The following is a 14,751-nucleotide window of genomic DNA, read 5'->3' as shown; positions in this document are numbered from 1 at the left end:
TTACCGCTTCCTCCTGTTGCCATATCGGGTTAAAACTAAACTATGATTTGATACGAGCCAGATGAGGACGATAACGATGAAAAAATGGGCAGTGTTAGTTTCAGCAGTCGGTTTAGCGTTTGCCGTATCGGGCTGTAGCAGCGATTACGTCATGGCGACAAAAGATGGTCGAATGATCCTGACCGACGGCAAACCCGAAGTCGACGATGATACCGGTCTGGTAAGCTACCGCGACCAGGAAGGCAATAAAATGCAGATCAATCGCGACGAAGTATCGCAAATTATCGAGCGATAAACAGAGAGAGGTCAGTCGCTTGCTGGCCTTTTTGATTTTTTTCTTCCCCTTTTGCTTCCCCTCTGCCATGTTTATATTCCTTTGTCGGGTACGCCCTGACGCGGTTTATATGTCTACTGAGGAAGCCGGCTATGCATTATCACCGTATCCCCCACAGCGCTCTGGAAATTAGCCAACTGGGGTTGGGCACGATGACATTTGGTGAACAAAACAGCGAAGCCGATGCCCATGCACAACTCGATTACGCCGTCAGCCAGGGGATTAACCTGATTGATGTTGCAGAGATGTACCCTGTTCCACCACGTCCGGAAACGCAGGGACTTACCGAAACCTACGTCGGTAACTGGCTGGCAAAACGCGGCAACCGTGAAAAGCTGGTGATTGCCTCCAAAGTCAGTGGCCCCGCGCGCAACAACGATACCGGGATCCGCCCGAATCAGATCCTCGATCGCAAAAATATCCGCGCCGCGCTGGACGCCAGCCTGAAGCGCCTGCAAACCGACTATCTCGATCTGTATCAGGTGCACTGGCCGCAGCGGCCAACCAACTGCTTTGGCAAGCTCGGCTACAGCTGGAATGAGAGCGCCCCCGCCGTAACGCTGCTGGAAACCCTGGAAGCGCTGACCGAGTGCCAGCGCGCGGGAAAAATACGCTACATTGGCGTCTCTAACGAAACGGCCTTTGGCGTAATGCGCTATCTTCACCTGGCGGATAAACACGATCTGCCGCGTATCGTCACCATCCAGAACCCGTACAGCCTGCTTAACCGAAGCTATGAAGTGGGTCTGGCCGAAGTGACGCAATATGAAGAAGTGGAACTGCTCGCCTATTCCTGTCTCGGCTTTGGCACGCTGACGGGGAAATACCTGAACGGCGCGAAACCGGCCGGGGCGCGAAATACCCTCTTTAGCCGCTTTACCCGCTACAGCGGCGAGCAGACGCAGAAAGCCGTTGCAGCCTATGTGGATATCGCGAAGCGTCACGGTCTTGACCCTGCACAGATGGCGCTGGCCTTCGTGCGTCGTCAGCCGTTTGTTGCCAGCACCCTGCTGGGCGCGACCACGATGGAACAGCTGAAAACCAATATTGAGAGTTTCCACCTGAGCCTGAGTGAAGAAGTGTTAGCGGAGATTGAAGCGGTGCATCAGGTATACACATACCCGGCACCGTAATAAAAGCAAAACGGCAACACAGGTTGCCGTTTTTAGGGTTTGCTTCCTCTCCCTGTGGGAGAGGGGTGGCGTGAGGGCATCAGGCCGCACTTATCAACGCCGACGCTGCCAAACCCACAATCCCGCAATCGCCAGCGCAAATAGCCCACCAAACCCGACGCCAATCCCCACCACCGGCACACCGACTTTTACCGCCAGCGAGTAGAGCCCCAGCATTAGCAGCATCGCCAGGTTTTCACCCAGGTTTTGTACCGCGATGGCATTCCCCGCCCCGACGGTCTGCTTGCCACGTTCCTGCAGCAACGCGTTCAGCGGCACCACGAAGAAACCGCCCAGAATTCCAATCAGGATGAGGAGGACATAGGCAGGCAATAAAGCATGTTGCAGCGAGAAAATAAGCACTACGACGCCAATCAGGATCCCTGCGGGCATGCAGCGTGCGACCGTCTCGAGCGTCACCAGCTTCGCCGCCGCACCTGCCCCCACCACAATGCCGATGGCCACCATCGCGTTAAGATAGGTCGGCGTCGCGTTGTCGGTAATTCCCAGCGCCACCGGCACCCACAGCACCAAAAGGAAGCGCAGCGTGACGCCCGCGCCCCAGAACATACTGGTTCCCATCAGGGAGAAACGCGTTTCTCCGTTACGCCACAGCACGCGACAGGCGGTAAAGAAACTGCCGGTCATCGGTTTAAAGCGCCAGGATTGCCCCGGACGAGCCACAGGTAGCTTAGGAATAAACAGGTTCGCCACAACTGCCCCGCCATACACCACCGCGCAGATGCGCAGTGCCGCCAGGACATGCCAGTCGGCCAGTACGCCGCCCGCGACGGATCCGAGCAGGATTGCGGCGATGGTTGACGACTCCATCAGGCCGTTGGCTTTCACCAGCTTATCGCCCGTGGTCAGCTCTCCGAGAATGCCATACTTCGCCGGGGAGTAAGCGGCAGCGCCAATGCCCACCAGCGTGTAACCAATAAACGGATTGAAGCCAAAGCAAATGCTGGCGGCACCCAGCAGCTTGAGACCGTTGGCAAACATCATCACCCGGCCTTTGGGGAAGCTGTCCGCCACCTGCCCGACGAACGGTGCAAAGATAATGTAAGCGCCCACAAACACCATCTGCAGGATCGGCTGGCTCCAGTCGGGGTAAAATTCAGCCTTCAGCAGCGCCAGCGTGGCAAACAGCAGCGCGTTATCACCAAACGCAGAGAGAAACTGCGCAGCGATAACGGCCATCATACCTTTCGATCTGAGCGATGTGTTAGTGTGTACTGACTCACGCATTTTGCTGTTCCGCCTCTTCAACCATGCCTTTCAGGGTCACGAAATCGGGCTTCCCGCTACCCAGCACCGGGAGCTGCTTCAGGAAGCGAATGTCGCGCGGCACGGCCAGTTCAGGAATACCGTGTTCGCGCGCATAGCTCAGTAACCTGTCGCGCTTAAGCTCAGCGTCGGTCGTAAACAGCACCAGCGCCTCGCCTTTGCTGGCATCACTCTTCACCACCGTCGCATGCATCTTATCCGCGGAGACGGCCGTCGCCAGCTGCTCAACCATTTCCAGAGAGACCATTTCACCGGCGATTTTGGCGAAGCGCTTCGCGCGTCCCTGAATCTGTACAAAGCCTTGTTCGTCAAAACGGACAATATCACCGGTGTCGTACCAGCCGGTTTCAATCTCACCGTTGACGTTTTCCGCCGTTGGCACCTCAAGCACGCCTGGGTTTTCCACGCGCAGATAACCGTTCATCACGTTTGGCCCTTTCAGCTGCAGACGGCCACCGTCCTCAATGCCCGGCACGGCCAGCAGACGCGCATCCATCCCCGGCAGAATTCGGCCCACCGTACCCGGCTTCGCCGCCATCGGTACGTTAATCGAGACCACGGGCGCACACTCGGTAACGCCATAACCTTCAAGAATGCGCAGGCCAAACTTGTCCTGCCAGATCTGACGCGTGCTCTCCTGCAGTTTTTCCGCACCGGCCACCACATACCGCACGCGATAGAAGTCATACGGATTGGCGAAACGCGCGTAGTTGCCGAGGAACGTTGAGGTGCCGAACAGGACGGTGCAGTTTCGGTCATACACCAGCTCCGGCACAATGCGGTAATGCAGCGGGCTTGGATAGAGGAACACTTCTGCGCCGGTCAGCAGCGGCGTAAAGAGTCCCACCGTCAGGCCAAAGGAGTGGAACAGCGGCAGCGCCGACATAAAACGGTCATTCGCGGTAAAGTCGGCAATGCTTTTGATCTGCTCAACGTTCGCCAGAATGCTCTTGTGGCTGTGGACGACGCCTTTCGGGTTGCCCTCCGATCCTGATGTGAAGAGGATAATCGCATCATCTTCCGGCTGCTGTTTGACCTGCGCCAGACGCGGCATCAGCAGGTGAGCAAAAATCCATAGCTTGTCGCCGGTGGTCACGTCCGCTTTCAGGTCCTCCAGGAAGACCCAGCGCACCTGGGTGAGCTGCTCGGGAAGATGCCAGAGCTTGCCTTTGTCCAGGAACTGACGAGAGGTAAAGACGGTATTAATCTGGGCCGCGGTGATGGCGCTGGTCAACCCTTTCACGCCCGCCGTGTAGTTCATCATTGCCGGGATGCGCCCCCGGGAAACCGCACCAAAAATCACCGCCGCGCTGATGCCCGCGTTAGGCAGCATCAGGCCAATCTTTTCGCCCTTTTTGCTGTACTTCTCCAGAATGCGGCCCACAAACAGGGTCTTGGTCAGCAGCTTGCGATAGGTATCCGGGGTAAAGTTGACGTCTTCGATGCAGTTTTTCTTCGCGCCATAGCGGTGCTGCGCGGAAAGCAGAGATTCGTACAGCGTTTCGCGCGGGCGCACGGCCATGCGCGCTTCCATCATAATCTGATGCAGCATTTCCCCGGCGATTTTACGGCGATCGCGGGCACGCGGCGCGTCCGGCATCGGTAACGACGTTGGCGGCAGAATGTGCAGCGTGATTTTTGGGAACAGACGCTGCTTCATCAACCCTTTCAGGCGGCTGAAATGCGTTAGCTCTGCGCCTTCAATGCGCAGCGGTACCACGGTCGCTTTTGATTTCGCCGCGACAAACCCCGCGCCGTCGTAGATTTTCATCAGCGAACCGGTCACTGAAATACGCCCTTCCGGGAAAATCACCACCGGACGCCCCTGCTCAACCAGACGCACCAGATGCTTAATCATCATCGGCTTTGCCGGGTCGAGCGGCACAAAATCAATCAGCGGCGTGAGCCAGCGCATGTACCACTGCTGGCTGATAGAGGTATAGACCGCAAACACCGGGCGCACGGGTAAAAATAGCGCCAGCAGAATGCCGTCTATAAAGGAAACATGATTTGGCGTGATAAGAACGCGTTCGCCGCGAAGGGCCTGGGCATCGCCAGTGACGCGGATGCGAAAAAGAATACGGAAGAGTGTACGGAAGAACCCAAATAGCATCTCAACTCCCTTTGCCAGCCAGTGTGGAGGGTTGATAGTAAATGGTGGCAGATTACACGAGAAGTGATACGGGAGCGACAGCAAAAGTGGAGGCGAAAAAAAACCTGCGCATCCGCGCAGGTTGGTGCAAGAGATGAGTACGAAGCCGTACTAAGAATTCTCACCAATCAATACCTCTGGGATCTCGACTGTATCAATCCTGTTAACGTTCCCGCTATCAGACAATCGCAACAGCCTGAGGCAAAGTGTAACCAAAGGTTCAGATTGACATTTTTCAGACATGACTGCGCGTGTAACGATTACACTACCAGTGTTGTCCTGCGTCACGTTTGTGGAGAGCGAAAATCCGCTCCCCTTGAATGCGCGGCGCTTTTCCGCAACACTATTTGGTGTGTAAACGCTTACCCCCAATAAGAAGGTAATGAATGGCGACAATAAAGGATGTGGCCCGTCTGGCAGGCGTGTCGGTGGCAACCGTCTCCCGCGTGATTAACGATTCACCGAAAGCCAGTGACGCATCGCGCCAGGCGGTACAAAACGCCATGGAATCCCTTAACTATCATCCCAATGCCAATGCCCGCGCGCTCGCCCAGCAGTCCACCGAAACCATTGGGCTGGTGGTGGGTGATGTTTCCGACCCCTTTTTCGGCGCCATGGTGAAAGCGGTTGAACAGGTCTCTTATCAGACGGGTAATTTTTTGCTGATCGGCAATGGCTATCATAATGAGCAAAAAGAACGCCAGGCCATTGAACAGCTGATCCGCCACCGCTGCGCGGCGCTGGTAGTTCACGCCAAAATGATCCCGGATGCCGAGTTGATTCACCTGATGAAGCAGATGCCCGGAATGGTGATCATCAACCGCATTATTCCCGGGTTTGAAAAACGCTGTGTGGCCCTCGACGACCGCTACGGTGCCTGGCTTGCGACCCGTCATCTGATTCAACAGGGCCATACCCGAATTGGCTATCTCTGTTCCAATCATCCCATTTCTGATGCGGAAGACCGCCTGCAGGGCTACTACGACGCCCTGCGTGAAAACGGTCTGCCGTGTAACGATCGTCTGGTGGCCTACGGTGAACCGGATGAGAGCGGCGGTGAACAGGCCATGACCGAACTGCTGGGTCGCGGACGAAATTTCACGGCGGTTGCCAGCTATAACGACTCCATGGCCGCGGGGGCAATGGGGGTGCTGAATGACAACGGGATTGAGGTACCGGCAGAAATTTCGCTGATTGGCTTCGATGACGTGTTGGTCTCTCGCTACGTGCGCCCGCGTCTGACCACCGTGCGCTACCCGATTATCACCATGGCGACGCAGGCCGCCGAGCTGGCGCTAGCGCTGGCTGAACAGCGCCAGCCGCCGGATATTACGCATCTGTTTAGCCCGACGCTGGTTCGCCGTCACTCCGTTGCGTCACCTGCGGAAGCGCAGAGCGAATAACGATAGAGGTGAACCCTCGTGTTGGGGTATTCCAGCCCATCACCGATATACTGCCAGCCGTAACGTTCGTAGAAGTCGCGGCAGGCAGACCAGAGGTGCAGTTCTTCATATCCCGCCTGCGCGGCCCAGGAAATAACATGCTGCTGTAGCTTTCCTGCCAGTCCCTTGCCTCGCGCCGCGTCGTCAACGTAGAGCGCCGCCAGCCACGGAAAGAGATCCTGACGGGTGATCAAATCGCAGCGCCAGAGCCCTACCGTACCAACAAGCTGTTCGTCTTCTACGGCGATAAAGGTCAGCGGTAATGCTCCCGGCGTCTGGCTGTGCTCAATAATGCTGTGGAAAAATTCCCGAGAAAGCCCTTCGCCAAAGGCCTGCCAGAGCCAGTCGGTGACCTGCTCCGCATAGTGCGGTGCCTGGTAAAGCGGGAGGATGGCTATCTTTTTCACGTTTCACCTGCGTTTTTTCATCTATTTGCTGGCCTGTCGCCCAAGCTCGGTTCGGCGATTATTTTACCAGAGTCAGACTATTTCGTTTTACTTCACGCAGACCAGACGAATCGTGACCAAAAAGCGTGATCGTGGCAGAAGTTTTGCGCTTCCCGCATCGCTTATACGCCGTGAGGTCTGTGTTAAACTGCAAATCATTACGTGGAAGCAGGAATGTAGAATGGCAACAATGCTGGATGTCTCACTGCGTGCGGGCGTGTCGAAGGCTACCGTCTCGCGCGTGCTGAACGGCACAGGTCAGGTTAAAGAGAGTACGCGTCAGCAGGTCTTTGCTGCGATGGAAGAGCTGGGCTATCGCCCGAACTTTCTCGCGCGTTCACTGGCTAACCAGACCAGCAACAGCATTGGCCTGGTCGTCTCGACCTTCGACGGCTTTTACTTTGGTCGTCTTCTCCAGCAGGCGTCGCGGCAGACGGAAACTCACGGGAAACAGCTGATCGTCACCGACGGTCACGACGCGCCGGAACAGGAAGAACAGGCGGTGCAGATGCTGGCCGATCGCCAGTGCGATGCCATCGTGCTTTACACGCGCTATATGAGCGAAAAAGCGATCGTCAAACTGATGAATACCGTGAAAACGCCGCTGGTGGTCATTAACCGCGAAGTGAGCCAGGCGCCGGATCGCTGCGTGTTTTTCGAACAGCAGGATGCCGCGTTTAAGGCCGTGGATTACCTGATCGCCCAGGGCCATCGGGAGATCGCCTGTATCACCGTTCCGATCCATACCCCAACCGGGAAAGCGCGGCTGATGGGCTACCGTAAAGCGCTGGAAAAGCACGGCATTCGCCTGGACGAGCGTCGGATAAAGTACGGCGATGCGGGAATGACGCGGGGATACGAGCTGTGCAAGGAGTTGATTGCCGACGGAGTGCCGTTTAGCGCCTTGTTTGCCTGTAACGACGATATGGCGCTGGGTGCGTCCAAAGCGTTACACCAGGCAGGGCTTAAAATTCCGCAGGATATTTCACTGTTCGGCTTTGACGATGCCCCAAGCGCGAAATGGCTGGAGCCTGCGCTCTCATCGGTTTATCTGCCCATCGACAATATGATTGTCACGGCCATCGATCAGGCGATCCGGCTGGCAAAAAACCAGCCGGTCGATGCCATCCCGCCGTTTACCGGCACGCTGGTGTTACGCGATTCGGTCACAACGGGGCCGTACTTTCATCAGATGAGTTCTAAAGCCAGCAGTTCCTGAATGGTCTGGCGACGACGGATCAGCCGCGCCTTGCCGTTATCAAACAGCACTTCCGGCAGCAGCGGGCGGCTGTTGTAGTTAGATGACATCGACGCCCCGTAGGCACCGGTATCATGCAGCACAAGATAATCACCCGGTTTGACCTCTGGCAGCGCGCGGGTCTCCACTTTGCCGCCTTCCTGCTGGGTAAAAACGTCACCCGATTCGCACAGCGGGCCCGCAACGACCGTCTCAACGCGCGGCGCCTGCGTTAAATCACGGCCGTCGGCGGCCAGGGCGGTAATGTGGTGATAGCTGCCGTACATGGACGGACGCATCAGGTCGTTAAAACCTGCGTCAATCAATACGAAGTGGCGAGACCCCATCTCTTTCACGCTGCGCACCTGTGAAACCAGCACGCCGGCTTCCGCGACCAGGAAACGACCCGGCTCAATTTCCAGCTTCACCGCGTGGCCAAGATGCGCGGCGATTTGGTCACGCGCGGCGCTCCACAGACCGTAATAGTGATCGGTATCGATCGCCTCTTCGCCTTCGCGATAAGGAATAGAGAGACCGCCGCCGGCTGAGATCGCCTCAAGATCCTGGCCGAAGTCGATAACCTGGCGCACCATCGCGCCGCACACCTGCTCCAGGTGGCCGTAATCCACGCCAGAGCCAATATGCATATGAATCCCTACCAGCTTCAGGCCGTAGCGCTGTAATACCTCCAGCGCGGCAGGCATATCGGCATACCAGATCCCGTGCTTGCTGTTTTCGCCGCCGGTATTGGTTTTTTGGCTGTGACCATGACCAAAGCCCGGATTCACGCGCAGCCAGACGCGGTGGCCGGGAGAAACCTGCCCCAGCTGCTCCAGCATATCCACAGAACCGGCGTTCACCGGGATCTGCAGTTCATGGACGCGCGCAAGCGTCGCATCGTCGATCACATCGGCGGTGAAGACGATCGCGTCGCCGTCGGCTTTCGGATCGAATCCGGCCGCCAGCGCACGCTCGATTTCGCCAAGCGAGACGGAATCCACCTTCACGCCCTGCTCACGCATCAGGCGCAGAATATGAATATTGGAGCATGCCTTCTGGGCAAAACGCACCACGTCAAACTGATGCAGGGCGGCGATCTTCTCGCGGACAATCTGCGCGTCGTAGACCCACACCGGACAGCCAAATTCGGCAGGCAGGCGCAGCAGGTTGTCGGCGTTCAAATCGGTATCAGTCTGGTTCAGCGGGCGTGGCATGGTCTTCTCCGGATAAATGCGTTTTGATGATTACGCCACAGCGCAAAGAGAATAAAAAATATCGTTTTATCGCGAGTCTATGCAAAAATGATATGCACAGTTCTCTGCTTTCAGGTGCCCTATGCCCGCCGTCAATTTGCGCCACATCGAAATTTTTCATGCCGTGATGACCACCGGCAATCTCACCGAAGCCGCACAGATGCTGCATACCTCGCAGCCGACGGTGAGCCGCGAACTGGCCCGCTTCGAGAAAGTGCTGGGGCTGAAGCTGTTCGAGCGTACCCGGGGCAGGCTTCACCCGACGGTGCAGGGGTTACGCCTGTTCGAGGAAGTTCAGCGCTCCTGGTACGGACTGGACAGAATAGTGAGTGCTGCGGAAAGCCTGCGCGAGTTTCGCCAGGGCGAGCTGTCGATCGTCTGCCTGCCCGTCTTTTCGCAATCCTTTTTGCCGATGCTGCTGCAGCCCTTTCTGGCCCGTTACCCGGAGGTCAGCCTCACTATCGTGCCTCAGGAATCACCTCTGCTTGAAGAGTGGCTTTCGGCCCAGCGCCATGATTTAGGGCTAACCGAAACCCTTTCCACACCGGCGGGAACGGCGCGCACGGAGCTGATCTCGTTAGATGAAGTGTGCGTTCTGCCCGCCGGGCATCCGCTTGCCGGTAAGGCGGTGCTCACGCCAGAGGATTTCCACGGGGAAAACTACATTAGCCTGTCGCAGACCGACAGTTACAGACAGCTGCTGGATACGCTATTTGCCGAGCATCAGGTCAAACGGCGAATGGTGGTGGAAACGCACAGCGCGGCTTCGATTTGCGCGATGGTGCGTGCGGGCGTCGGCGTCGCGGTGGTGAATCCGCTCACGGCGCTGGACTATGCCGGAAGCGGGATCGTCATCCGCCGCTTTAGCGTTTCCGTCCCGTTCACCGTGAGCCTGATCCGCCCGCTGCACCGTCCGGCTTCCGCGCTGGTGGACGCTTTCACCGAACACTTAATGGAGCATGCGCGTCAGGTGGCGCTTCGCTTACCTGACCTGCAAAACCCGTTATGACAGCATAAACGCCACGGCATCCGCGGCATGGATGGCGGTGGTATCAAATACCGGGACAGGGCTTCGATCGGCCGGCACCAGCAGGCCAATCTCGGTGCAGCCGAAGATCACCCCTTCAGCCCCCTGCTGCGCCAGCTTTTCAATTACGCTGAAGTAATACGCCCGGGAAGATTCGCTGAAGGTACCGAGGCAGAGCTCGTCAAAGATAATCTGATTGATGCGCGCCCGATCTTCTTCATCCGGGATCAGGCTCTCGATCCCAAATTCACTGTGCAAACGCCCGCGATAAAAATCCTGTTCCATGGTGTAGCGTGTGCCCAGCAGGGCTACGCGGCGCATCCCGGATGCCGCAATCGCACGCCCGGTTGCGTCCGCGATATGCAGAAACGGCAGCGCGCAGCGGTCCTCAATATGCGACGCCACTTTGTGCATGGTATTGGTACAAAGCACGATACCCTCGGCGCCGGCGCGCTCCAGCCCCAGCGCCGCCTGGGCCAGGATCTCCCCGGCTTTATCCCACTCACCGCTCGACTGGCAGGCTTCGATTTCATGGAAATCAACGCTGTGCAGCAGCAGGCTGGCGGAGTGCAGACCGCCAAGACGCTGCTTTACCCCTTCATTAATCAGGCGGTAATAAGGGATTGTCGATTCCCAGCTCATTCCACCTAACAGGCCGATCGTTTTCATCATCCCTCCTTATCTTTGTTCCTTTTGTAACACAACCGAAGTACATAAAAAAAGGCGCTTTATTCAGCGCCTTTTTAAACAAAAATCGGTTAGCTTCTGCATACGTTAGGATACGTAAACAGGCAATACAATCACACACCGATGTTCCGCAGTTTCTCGCCAGCCATCAGCTTGCGCTCGATGTGTTCCAGCGTCACGCCTTTGGTTTCCGGGATCAGCCAGAACGTGACGCCAATAAACGCTACGTTCAGCACAGTATAGAGCCAGAAGGTTCCCGCTGCGCTAATCGCGTCCAGCAGCGTCAGGAACGTCGCGCCGATGATCATGTTCGACACCCAGTTGGTGGTCGTGGAACAGGTGATGCCAAAGTCACGGCATTTGAGCGGCTGAATTTCGGAGCACAGGATCCACACCACGGGCGCGGCGCTCATCGCGTAACCTGCGATACACATCATGGTCATCCCGACAGAAAGCCAGGAAAGCCCGCTTGAGGCCGTGCCGTTATCAAACTGCATCAGGCAGTAGCCGAGAATCAGCGTGCCGAGCGCCATCACGCTGAAGCCAATTTTCAGCGCCGGTTTACGGCCGGCTTTGTCCACGGTGAATACCGCAATAAAGGTGGCGAACATGAAGGTCAGCCCGACCACCAGAGTCGCGATCATCTGCTGTTCCGTAGTGGTAAACCCGGCCATTTTGAAAATGCGCGGCGCGTAGTACATGATGATGTTCATGCCGGTGAACTGCTGCATCGCCTGCAGCAGCATGCCGAGGAAGACCGCGCGGCGCACGTTGCGGTTGATCTTAAACAGCGCCCAGCCGCCCTGCTTTAACTTCAGGCTTTCGCGGATTTCGTTCAGCTCTTCGCGCGCTTTTTCCGAAGTATCGCGCAGCATGCGCAGAACCTCTTCCGCCTCCACGTGACGCCCTTTTTGCGCCAGCCAGCGCGGGCTGTTTGGCAGGAAAATCACCAGGATGATCAGCACCAGCGCCGGTAAGGCCAGCACGCCCAGCATCGCGCGCCAGTTGCCGCTGTAGCTGAAGTAGGTATCAGACAGGAACGCCAGCACAATACCCAGCGTGACCATCAGCTGATACATGCTGATCATCTTGCCACGCACGTTTTCGCTCGCCATTTCGGAAAGATAAAGCGGCGCGGTGTAGGACGCAATCCCCACCGCCACGCCCAGCAGCACGCGGGAGAGCAGCAGGATTTCAACGTTAGCGGCAAACGCCGAGCCAATGGAGCCGGCAACGAACAGAATCGCCCCGACCATCAGGCTGTATTTGCGCCCCAGACGGAACGACAGCCAGCCGTTGAACAGCGCGCCAATGGCCGCGCCGAGCATCATGCTGCTCACCACCCACTCCTGCAGGCGACTGCTGAGGGTAAAGTGATCGGTAATAAACGGTAACGCGCCGGCAATGACGCCGATATCCAGTCCAAATAACAGGCCCGCCACGGCGGCGGCAATGGAGACAAACTGGTTCATGCGGCGAGTATCGCGCAGCGCAGCGGGCATTAGGGTAGAGTCATTTATCGATGTCATATTTTTCCTGCCTCAACAGCAAAATTCGTTAACTGAAATTACGAGAAAGCGAGGAAAAGTGTCAGGCCGGAAATCGCGAAGTTATGGATTATTCCGCTACGGCATACGGTTCTGTGATGGACATTACAATTTCAACTCGTGGCGAATAATCACGCATTTTTACTAATCAGTTAATATTTAAGCAATAAAAGTGTGATTACCGTCATTTGTGATTTTTTAGTATGGATTTTTCATCTTTATCGATATGGACTAAGCCAATTATTGCGCAAAAAAAACCTCCGCCCACAGGCAGAGGTTCTTAATACGGGTGGAATTAACGCGCCAGCCAGCCACCGTCTACAGCCACGGTGTAGCCGTTGATGTAATCCGATGCGGAGGAGGCCAGGAAGACAATCGGCCCCATTAGATCGCTCGGCAGCCCCCAGCGTCCCGCCGGAATGCGGTCGAGGATTTCCGCGCTACGCTGCTCGTCCGCACGCAGCTGCTGCGTGTTGTTCGTCGCCATGTAGCCCGGCGCAATCGCATTCACGTTGATGTTATGTTTCGCCCATTCGTTTGCCAGCAGGCGGGTCACGCCCATTACGGCGCTTTTGGACGCGGTGTACGACGGCACGCGGATGCCGCCCTGAAACGAGAGCATAGAGGCAATATTGATGATTTTGCCGCCTTTCCCCTGCGCAATAAAATGCTTCGCCGCCGCCTGGGACATGAAAAATACGCTCTTGATGTTCAAATCCATCACGTCGTCCCAGTCGCGCTCGCTGAAGCTGATGGCGTCTTCGCGGCGGATCAGCCCGGCGTTGTTCACCAGAATGTCGATATGTCCGAATTCAGCCACCGCGCGGTCCAGCAGTTCAGGAATGGCATCGATTTTACGCAGGTCAGCAGTCAGGCTCAGGAAACGGCGGCCCAGGGCCGTCACGCGTTCGATGGTTTCAGTCGGTTCAACGATATTAATTCCGACGATATCGCAGCCCGCTTCCGCCAGGCCTAACGCCATCCCCTGACCCAGCCCGGTGTCGCACCCGGAAACCACAGCCACTTTTCCCTGCAGAGAGAATGCATCCAGAATCATGTTTATTCCTTACTCTTTCAGAGCCTGTCACTCACAGGCAGGTTTATGCTTCACCGCCCGCGACTAGCGCAGATCGCTGACCGCAACATGGTCCATATCATCGAAGACCTGGTTTTCACCCACCATTCCCCAGATAAAGGTGTAGGCTTTCGTCCCTACGCCGGAGTGAATGGACCAGCTCGGTGAAATCACCGCCTGCTCGTTGTGCATCACGATATGGCGCGTTTCCTGCGGCTGTCCCATCATGTGGAACACGCAGGCGTCCTCATCCATATTGAAGTAGAAGTAGACTTCCATGCGGCGCTCGTGGGTATGGCACGGCATGGTGTTCCACAGGTTGCCCGGTGCCAGCTCGGTCAATCCCATGCTGAGCTGACAGGTCTCCAGCACGTCCGGCACGAAGTATTTATTGATGGTGCGGCGGTTGCTGGTGAGGTTGTCGCCCAGCGTCACGGGAGCGACGTCTGCGGTGGTCACTTTTTTGGTTGGGTAGGTGGAGTGAGCCGGCGCGCAGTTGTAGTAAAACTTCGCAGGCCTGCTGCCGTCGATGCTGGCAAAGTCTACGTCTTTCGCCCCTTTACCCACGTACAACGCCTCACGATGGCCAATCTCATAGCACTTTCCATCTACGGTGATGGTGCCCGGCCCGCCGATGTTAATCACCCCCAGCTCGCGACGCTCCAGGAAGTAGCTCACGCCCAGCTGTTTACCGACCTCACCGCCCACGGAGACGCTTTTCGTGACGGGCATAATCCCGCCCACAATAATGCGATCGATATGGCTGTAAACCATGGTGTACCTGTCGGCCTCGAATACCTGCTCGACTAAAAATGCATTGCGCAGCCCCTGAGTATCCAGCGTTTTGGCGTGCGCACTGTGGATGCTTTCTCTGACGTCCACGGTAACCTCCAGATGTGGTCATGCCCTAAGGCGGAAATAAACGAAACAACGTTCCGTTTTTCATAATAAGCACATACTATCGGCATAAAGTGGGCTTTTCAATTATATTTAAAACAACGTTTCATTTTTATTTTTGTTTATAACGAAAATGATGTTCGGATCACATTTAAGCCGCTGGGAGAAAAAGAAGGCGAAAAAAAACCTCCCGAA

13 protein-coding genes are annotated in these 14,751 nt (G+C 56.5%); 5 read left to right on the top strand and 8 right to left on the bottom strand.

Annotated features, from left to right (window positions below; translation table 11 throughout):
* Positions 1 to 76 precede the first annotated feature (76 nt).
* Together LA04_RS01430 and LA04_RS01425 are read left to right on the top strand one after the other, a co-directional pair.
* Entirely contained in the window at positions 77 to 295 is a 219-nt protein-coding gene (locus LA04_RS01430; RefSeq protein ID WP_008499668.1) for a YgdI/YgdR family lipoprotein, read from the top strand.
* A gap of 131 nt (positions 296 to 426) precedes the next feature.
* The gene (locus LA04_RS01425) at positions 427 to 1,467 is read left to right on the top strand and encodes an NADP(H)-dependent aldo-keto reductase (protein WP_047650228.1); all 1,041 of its coding nucleotides are present in this window, start codon (positions 427 to 429) and stop codon (positions 1,465 to 1,467) included.
* Between the two features lie 93 nt (positions 1,468 to 1,560).
* On the opposite strand, the gene lplT is transcribed toward LA04_RS01425, so the two are convergent.
* Positions 1,561 to 2,754 carry a lysophospholipid transporter LplT gene (lplT, locus tag LA04_RS01420; protein WP_047650227.1) on the bottom strand — a complete coding sequence of 398 codons (1,194 nt, stop codon included), beginning with the start codon at positions 2,752 to 2,754 and terminating at the stop codon, positions 1,561 to 1,563.
* A complete protein-coding gene (gene aas / locus LA04_RS01415) occupies positions 2,747 to 4,906 on the bottom strand; it encodes a bifunctional acyl-ACP--phospholipid O-acyltransferase/long-chain-fatty-acid--ACP ligase (protein ID WP_047650226.1) in 2,160 nt (719 codons plus the stop codon). Before aas ends, lplT begins: the two co-directional genes overlap by 8 nt.
* A 425-nt stretch (positions 4,907 to 5,331) precedes the next feature.
* Between aas and galR the strand changes: the two genes are divergently transcribed.
* Positions 5,332 to 6,348: an HTH-type transcriptional regulator GalR gene (gene galR / locus LA04_RS01410; RefSeq protein ID WP_047650225.1), complete on the top strand. Its 1,017-nt coding sequence runs from the start codon at positions 5,332 to 5,334 to the stop codon at positions 6,346 to 6,348.
* On the opposite strand, the gene LA04_RS01405 is transcribed toward galR, so the two are convergent.
* Complete coding sequence (locus LA04_RS01405) at positions 6,309 to 6,785, bottom strand: GNAT family N-acetyltransferase (RefSeq protein WP_033146583.1); 477 nt, start codon at positions 6,783 to 6,785, stop codon at positions 6,309 to 6,311. The genes galR and LA04_RS01405 overlap by 40 nt on opposite strands.
* A 229-nt stretch (positions 6,786 to 7,014) precedes the next feature.
* On the opposite strand from LA04_RS01405, the gene LA04_RS01400 reads away from it, so the two are divergent.
* A complete protein-coding gene (locus LA04_RS01400) occupies positions 7,015 to 8,052 on the top strand; it encodes a LacI family DNA-binding transcriptional regulator (protein WP_033146449.1) in 1,038 nt (345 codons plus the stop codon).
* Here LA04_RS01400 and lysA read toward each other — a convergent pair.
* On the bottom strand, positions 8,022 to 9,284 hold the full coding sequence (lysA, locus tag LA04_RS01395) for a diaminopimelate decarboxylase (protein ID WP_047650224.1): 1,263 nt from the start codon (positions 9,282 to 9,284) through the stop codon (positions 8,022 to 8,024). The genes LA04_RS01400 and lysA overlap by 31 nt on opposite strands.
* Positions 9,285 to 9,405: 121 nt before the next feature.
* Here lysA and LA04_RS01390 point away from each other — a divergent pair, with 121 nt between their 5' ends.
* Positions 9,406 to 10,332, top strand: a complete 927-nt coding sequence (locus LA04_RS01390; RefSeq protein ID WP_047650223.1) for a LysR family transcriptional regulator — start codon at positions 9,406 to 9,408, stop codon at positions 10,330 to 10,332.
* On the opposite strand, the gene LA04_RS01385 is transcribed toward LA04_RS01390, so the two are convergent.
* The 4 genes from LA04_RS01385 to kduI form a co-directional block, all read right to left on the bottom strand.
* Positions 10,327 to 11,019 carry an aspartate/glutamate racemase gene (locus tag LA04_RS01385; RefSeq protein WP_047650222.1) on the bottom strand — a complete coding sequence of 231 codons (693 nt, stop codon included), beginning with the start codon at positions 11,017 to 11,019 and terminating at the stop codon, positions 10,327 to 10,329. The genes LA04_RS01390 and LA04_RS01385 overlap by 6 nt on opposite strands.
* A 131-nt stretch (positions 11,020 to 11,150) precedes the next feature.
* Positions 11,151 to 12,566: an arabinose-proton symporter AraE gene (araE, locus tag LA04_RS01380; RefSeq protein WP_047650221.1), complete on the bottom strand. Its 1,416-nt coding sequence runs from the start codon at positions 12,564 to 12,566 to the stop codon at positions 11,151 to 11,153.
* A 313-nt stretch (positions 12,567 to 12,879) separates the two neighbouring features.
* Entirely contained in the window at positions 12,880 to 13,641 is a 762-nt protein-coding gene (kduD, locus tag LA04_RS01375) for a 2-dehydro-3-deoxy-D-gluconate 5-dehydrogenase KduD (protein WP_047650220.1), read from the bottom strand.
* Between the two features lie 63 nt (positions 13,642 to 13,704).
* A complete protein-coding gene (gene kduI, locus LA04_RS01370) occupies positions 13,705 to 14,541 on the bottom strand; it encodes a 5-dehydro-4-deoxy-D-glucuronate isomerase (protein ID WP_047650219.1) in 837 nt (278 codons plus the stop codon).
* Between the last annotated feature and the right edge of the window lie 210 nt (positions 14,542 to 14,751).

Source organism: Enterobacter sp. UCD-UG_FMILLET, assembly GCF_000762975.1.
GTDB classification, from domain to species: domain Bacteria; phylum Pseudomonadota; class Gammaproteobacteria; order Enterobacterales; family Enterobacteriaceae; genus Enterobacter; species Enterobacter dykesii.
The sequence above is the reverse complement of the archived record's forward strand: the minus strand, read 5'-3'. Positions and strand labels throughout refer to the sequence as shown.

Bases quoted from the DNA above. Each gene is read 5' to 3' on its own strand.
- LA04_RS01425 (WP_047650228.1), top strand. From the start codon at position 427: ATGCATTATCACCGTATCCCCCACAGCGCTCTGGAAATTAGCCAACTG.
- lysA (WP_047650224.1), bottom strand. From the start codon at position 9,284: ATGCCACGCCCGCTGAACCAGACTGATACCGATTTGAACGCCGACAAC.
- kduD (WP_047650220.1), bottom strand. From the start codon at position 13,641: ATGATTCTGGATGCATTCTCTCTGCAGGGAAAAGTGGCTGTGGTTTCC.
- LA04_RS01400 (WP_033146449.1), top strand. From the start codon at position 7,015: ATGGCAACAATGCTGGATGTCTCACTGCGTGCGGGCGTGTCGAAGGCT.
- araE (WP_047650221.1), bottom strand. From the start codon at position 12,566: ATGACATCGATAAATGACTCTACCCTAATGCCCGCTGCGCTGCGCGAT.
- LA04_RS01430 (WP_008499668.1), top strand. From the start codon at position 77: ATGAAAAAATGGGCAGTGTTAGTTTCAGCAGTCGGTTTAGCGTTTGCC.
- galR (WP_047650225.1), top strand. From the start codon at position 5,332: ATGGCGACAATAAAGGATGTGGCCCGTCTGGCAGGCGTGTCGGTGGCA.
- LA04_RS01385 (WP_047650222.1), bottom strand. From the start codon at position 11,019: ATGAAAACGATCGGCCTGTTAGGTGGAATGAGCTGGGAATCGACAATC.
- lplT (WP_047650227.1), bottom strand. From the start codon at position 2,754: ATGCGTGAGTCAGTACACACTAACACATCGCTCAGATCGAAAGGTATG.
- aas (WP_047650226.1), bottom strand. From the start codon at position 4,906: ATGCTATTTGGGTTCTTCCGTACACTCTTCCGTATTCTTTTTCGCATC.
- LA04_RS01390 (WP_047650223.1), top strand. From the start codon at position 9,406: ATGCCCGCCGTCAATTTGCGCCACATCGAAATTTTTCATGCCGTGATG.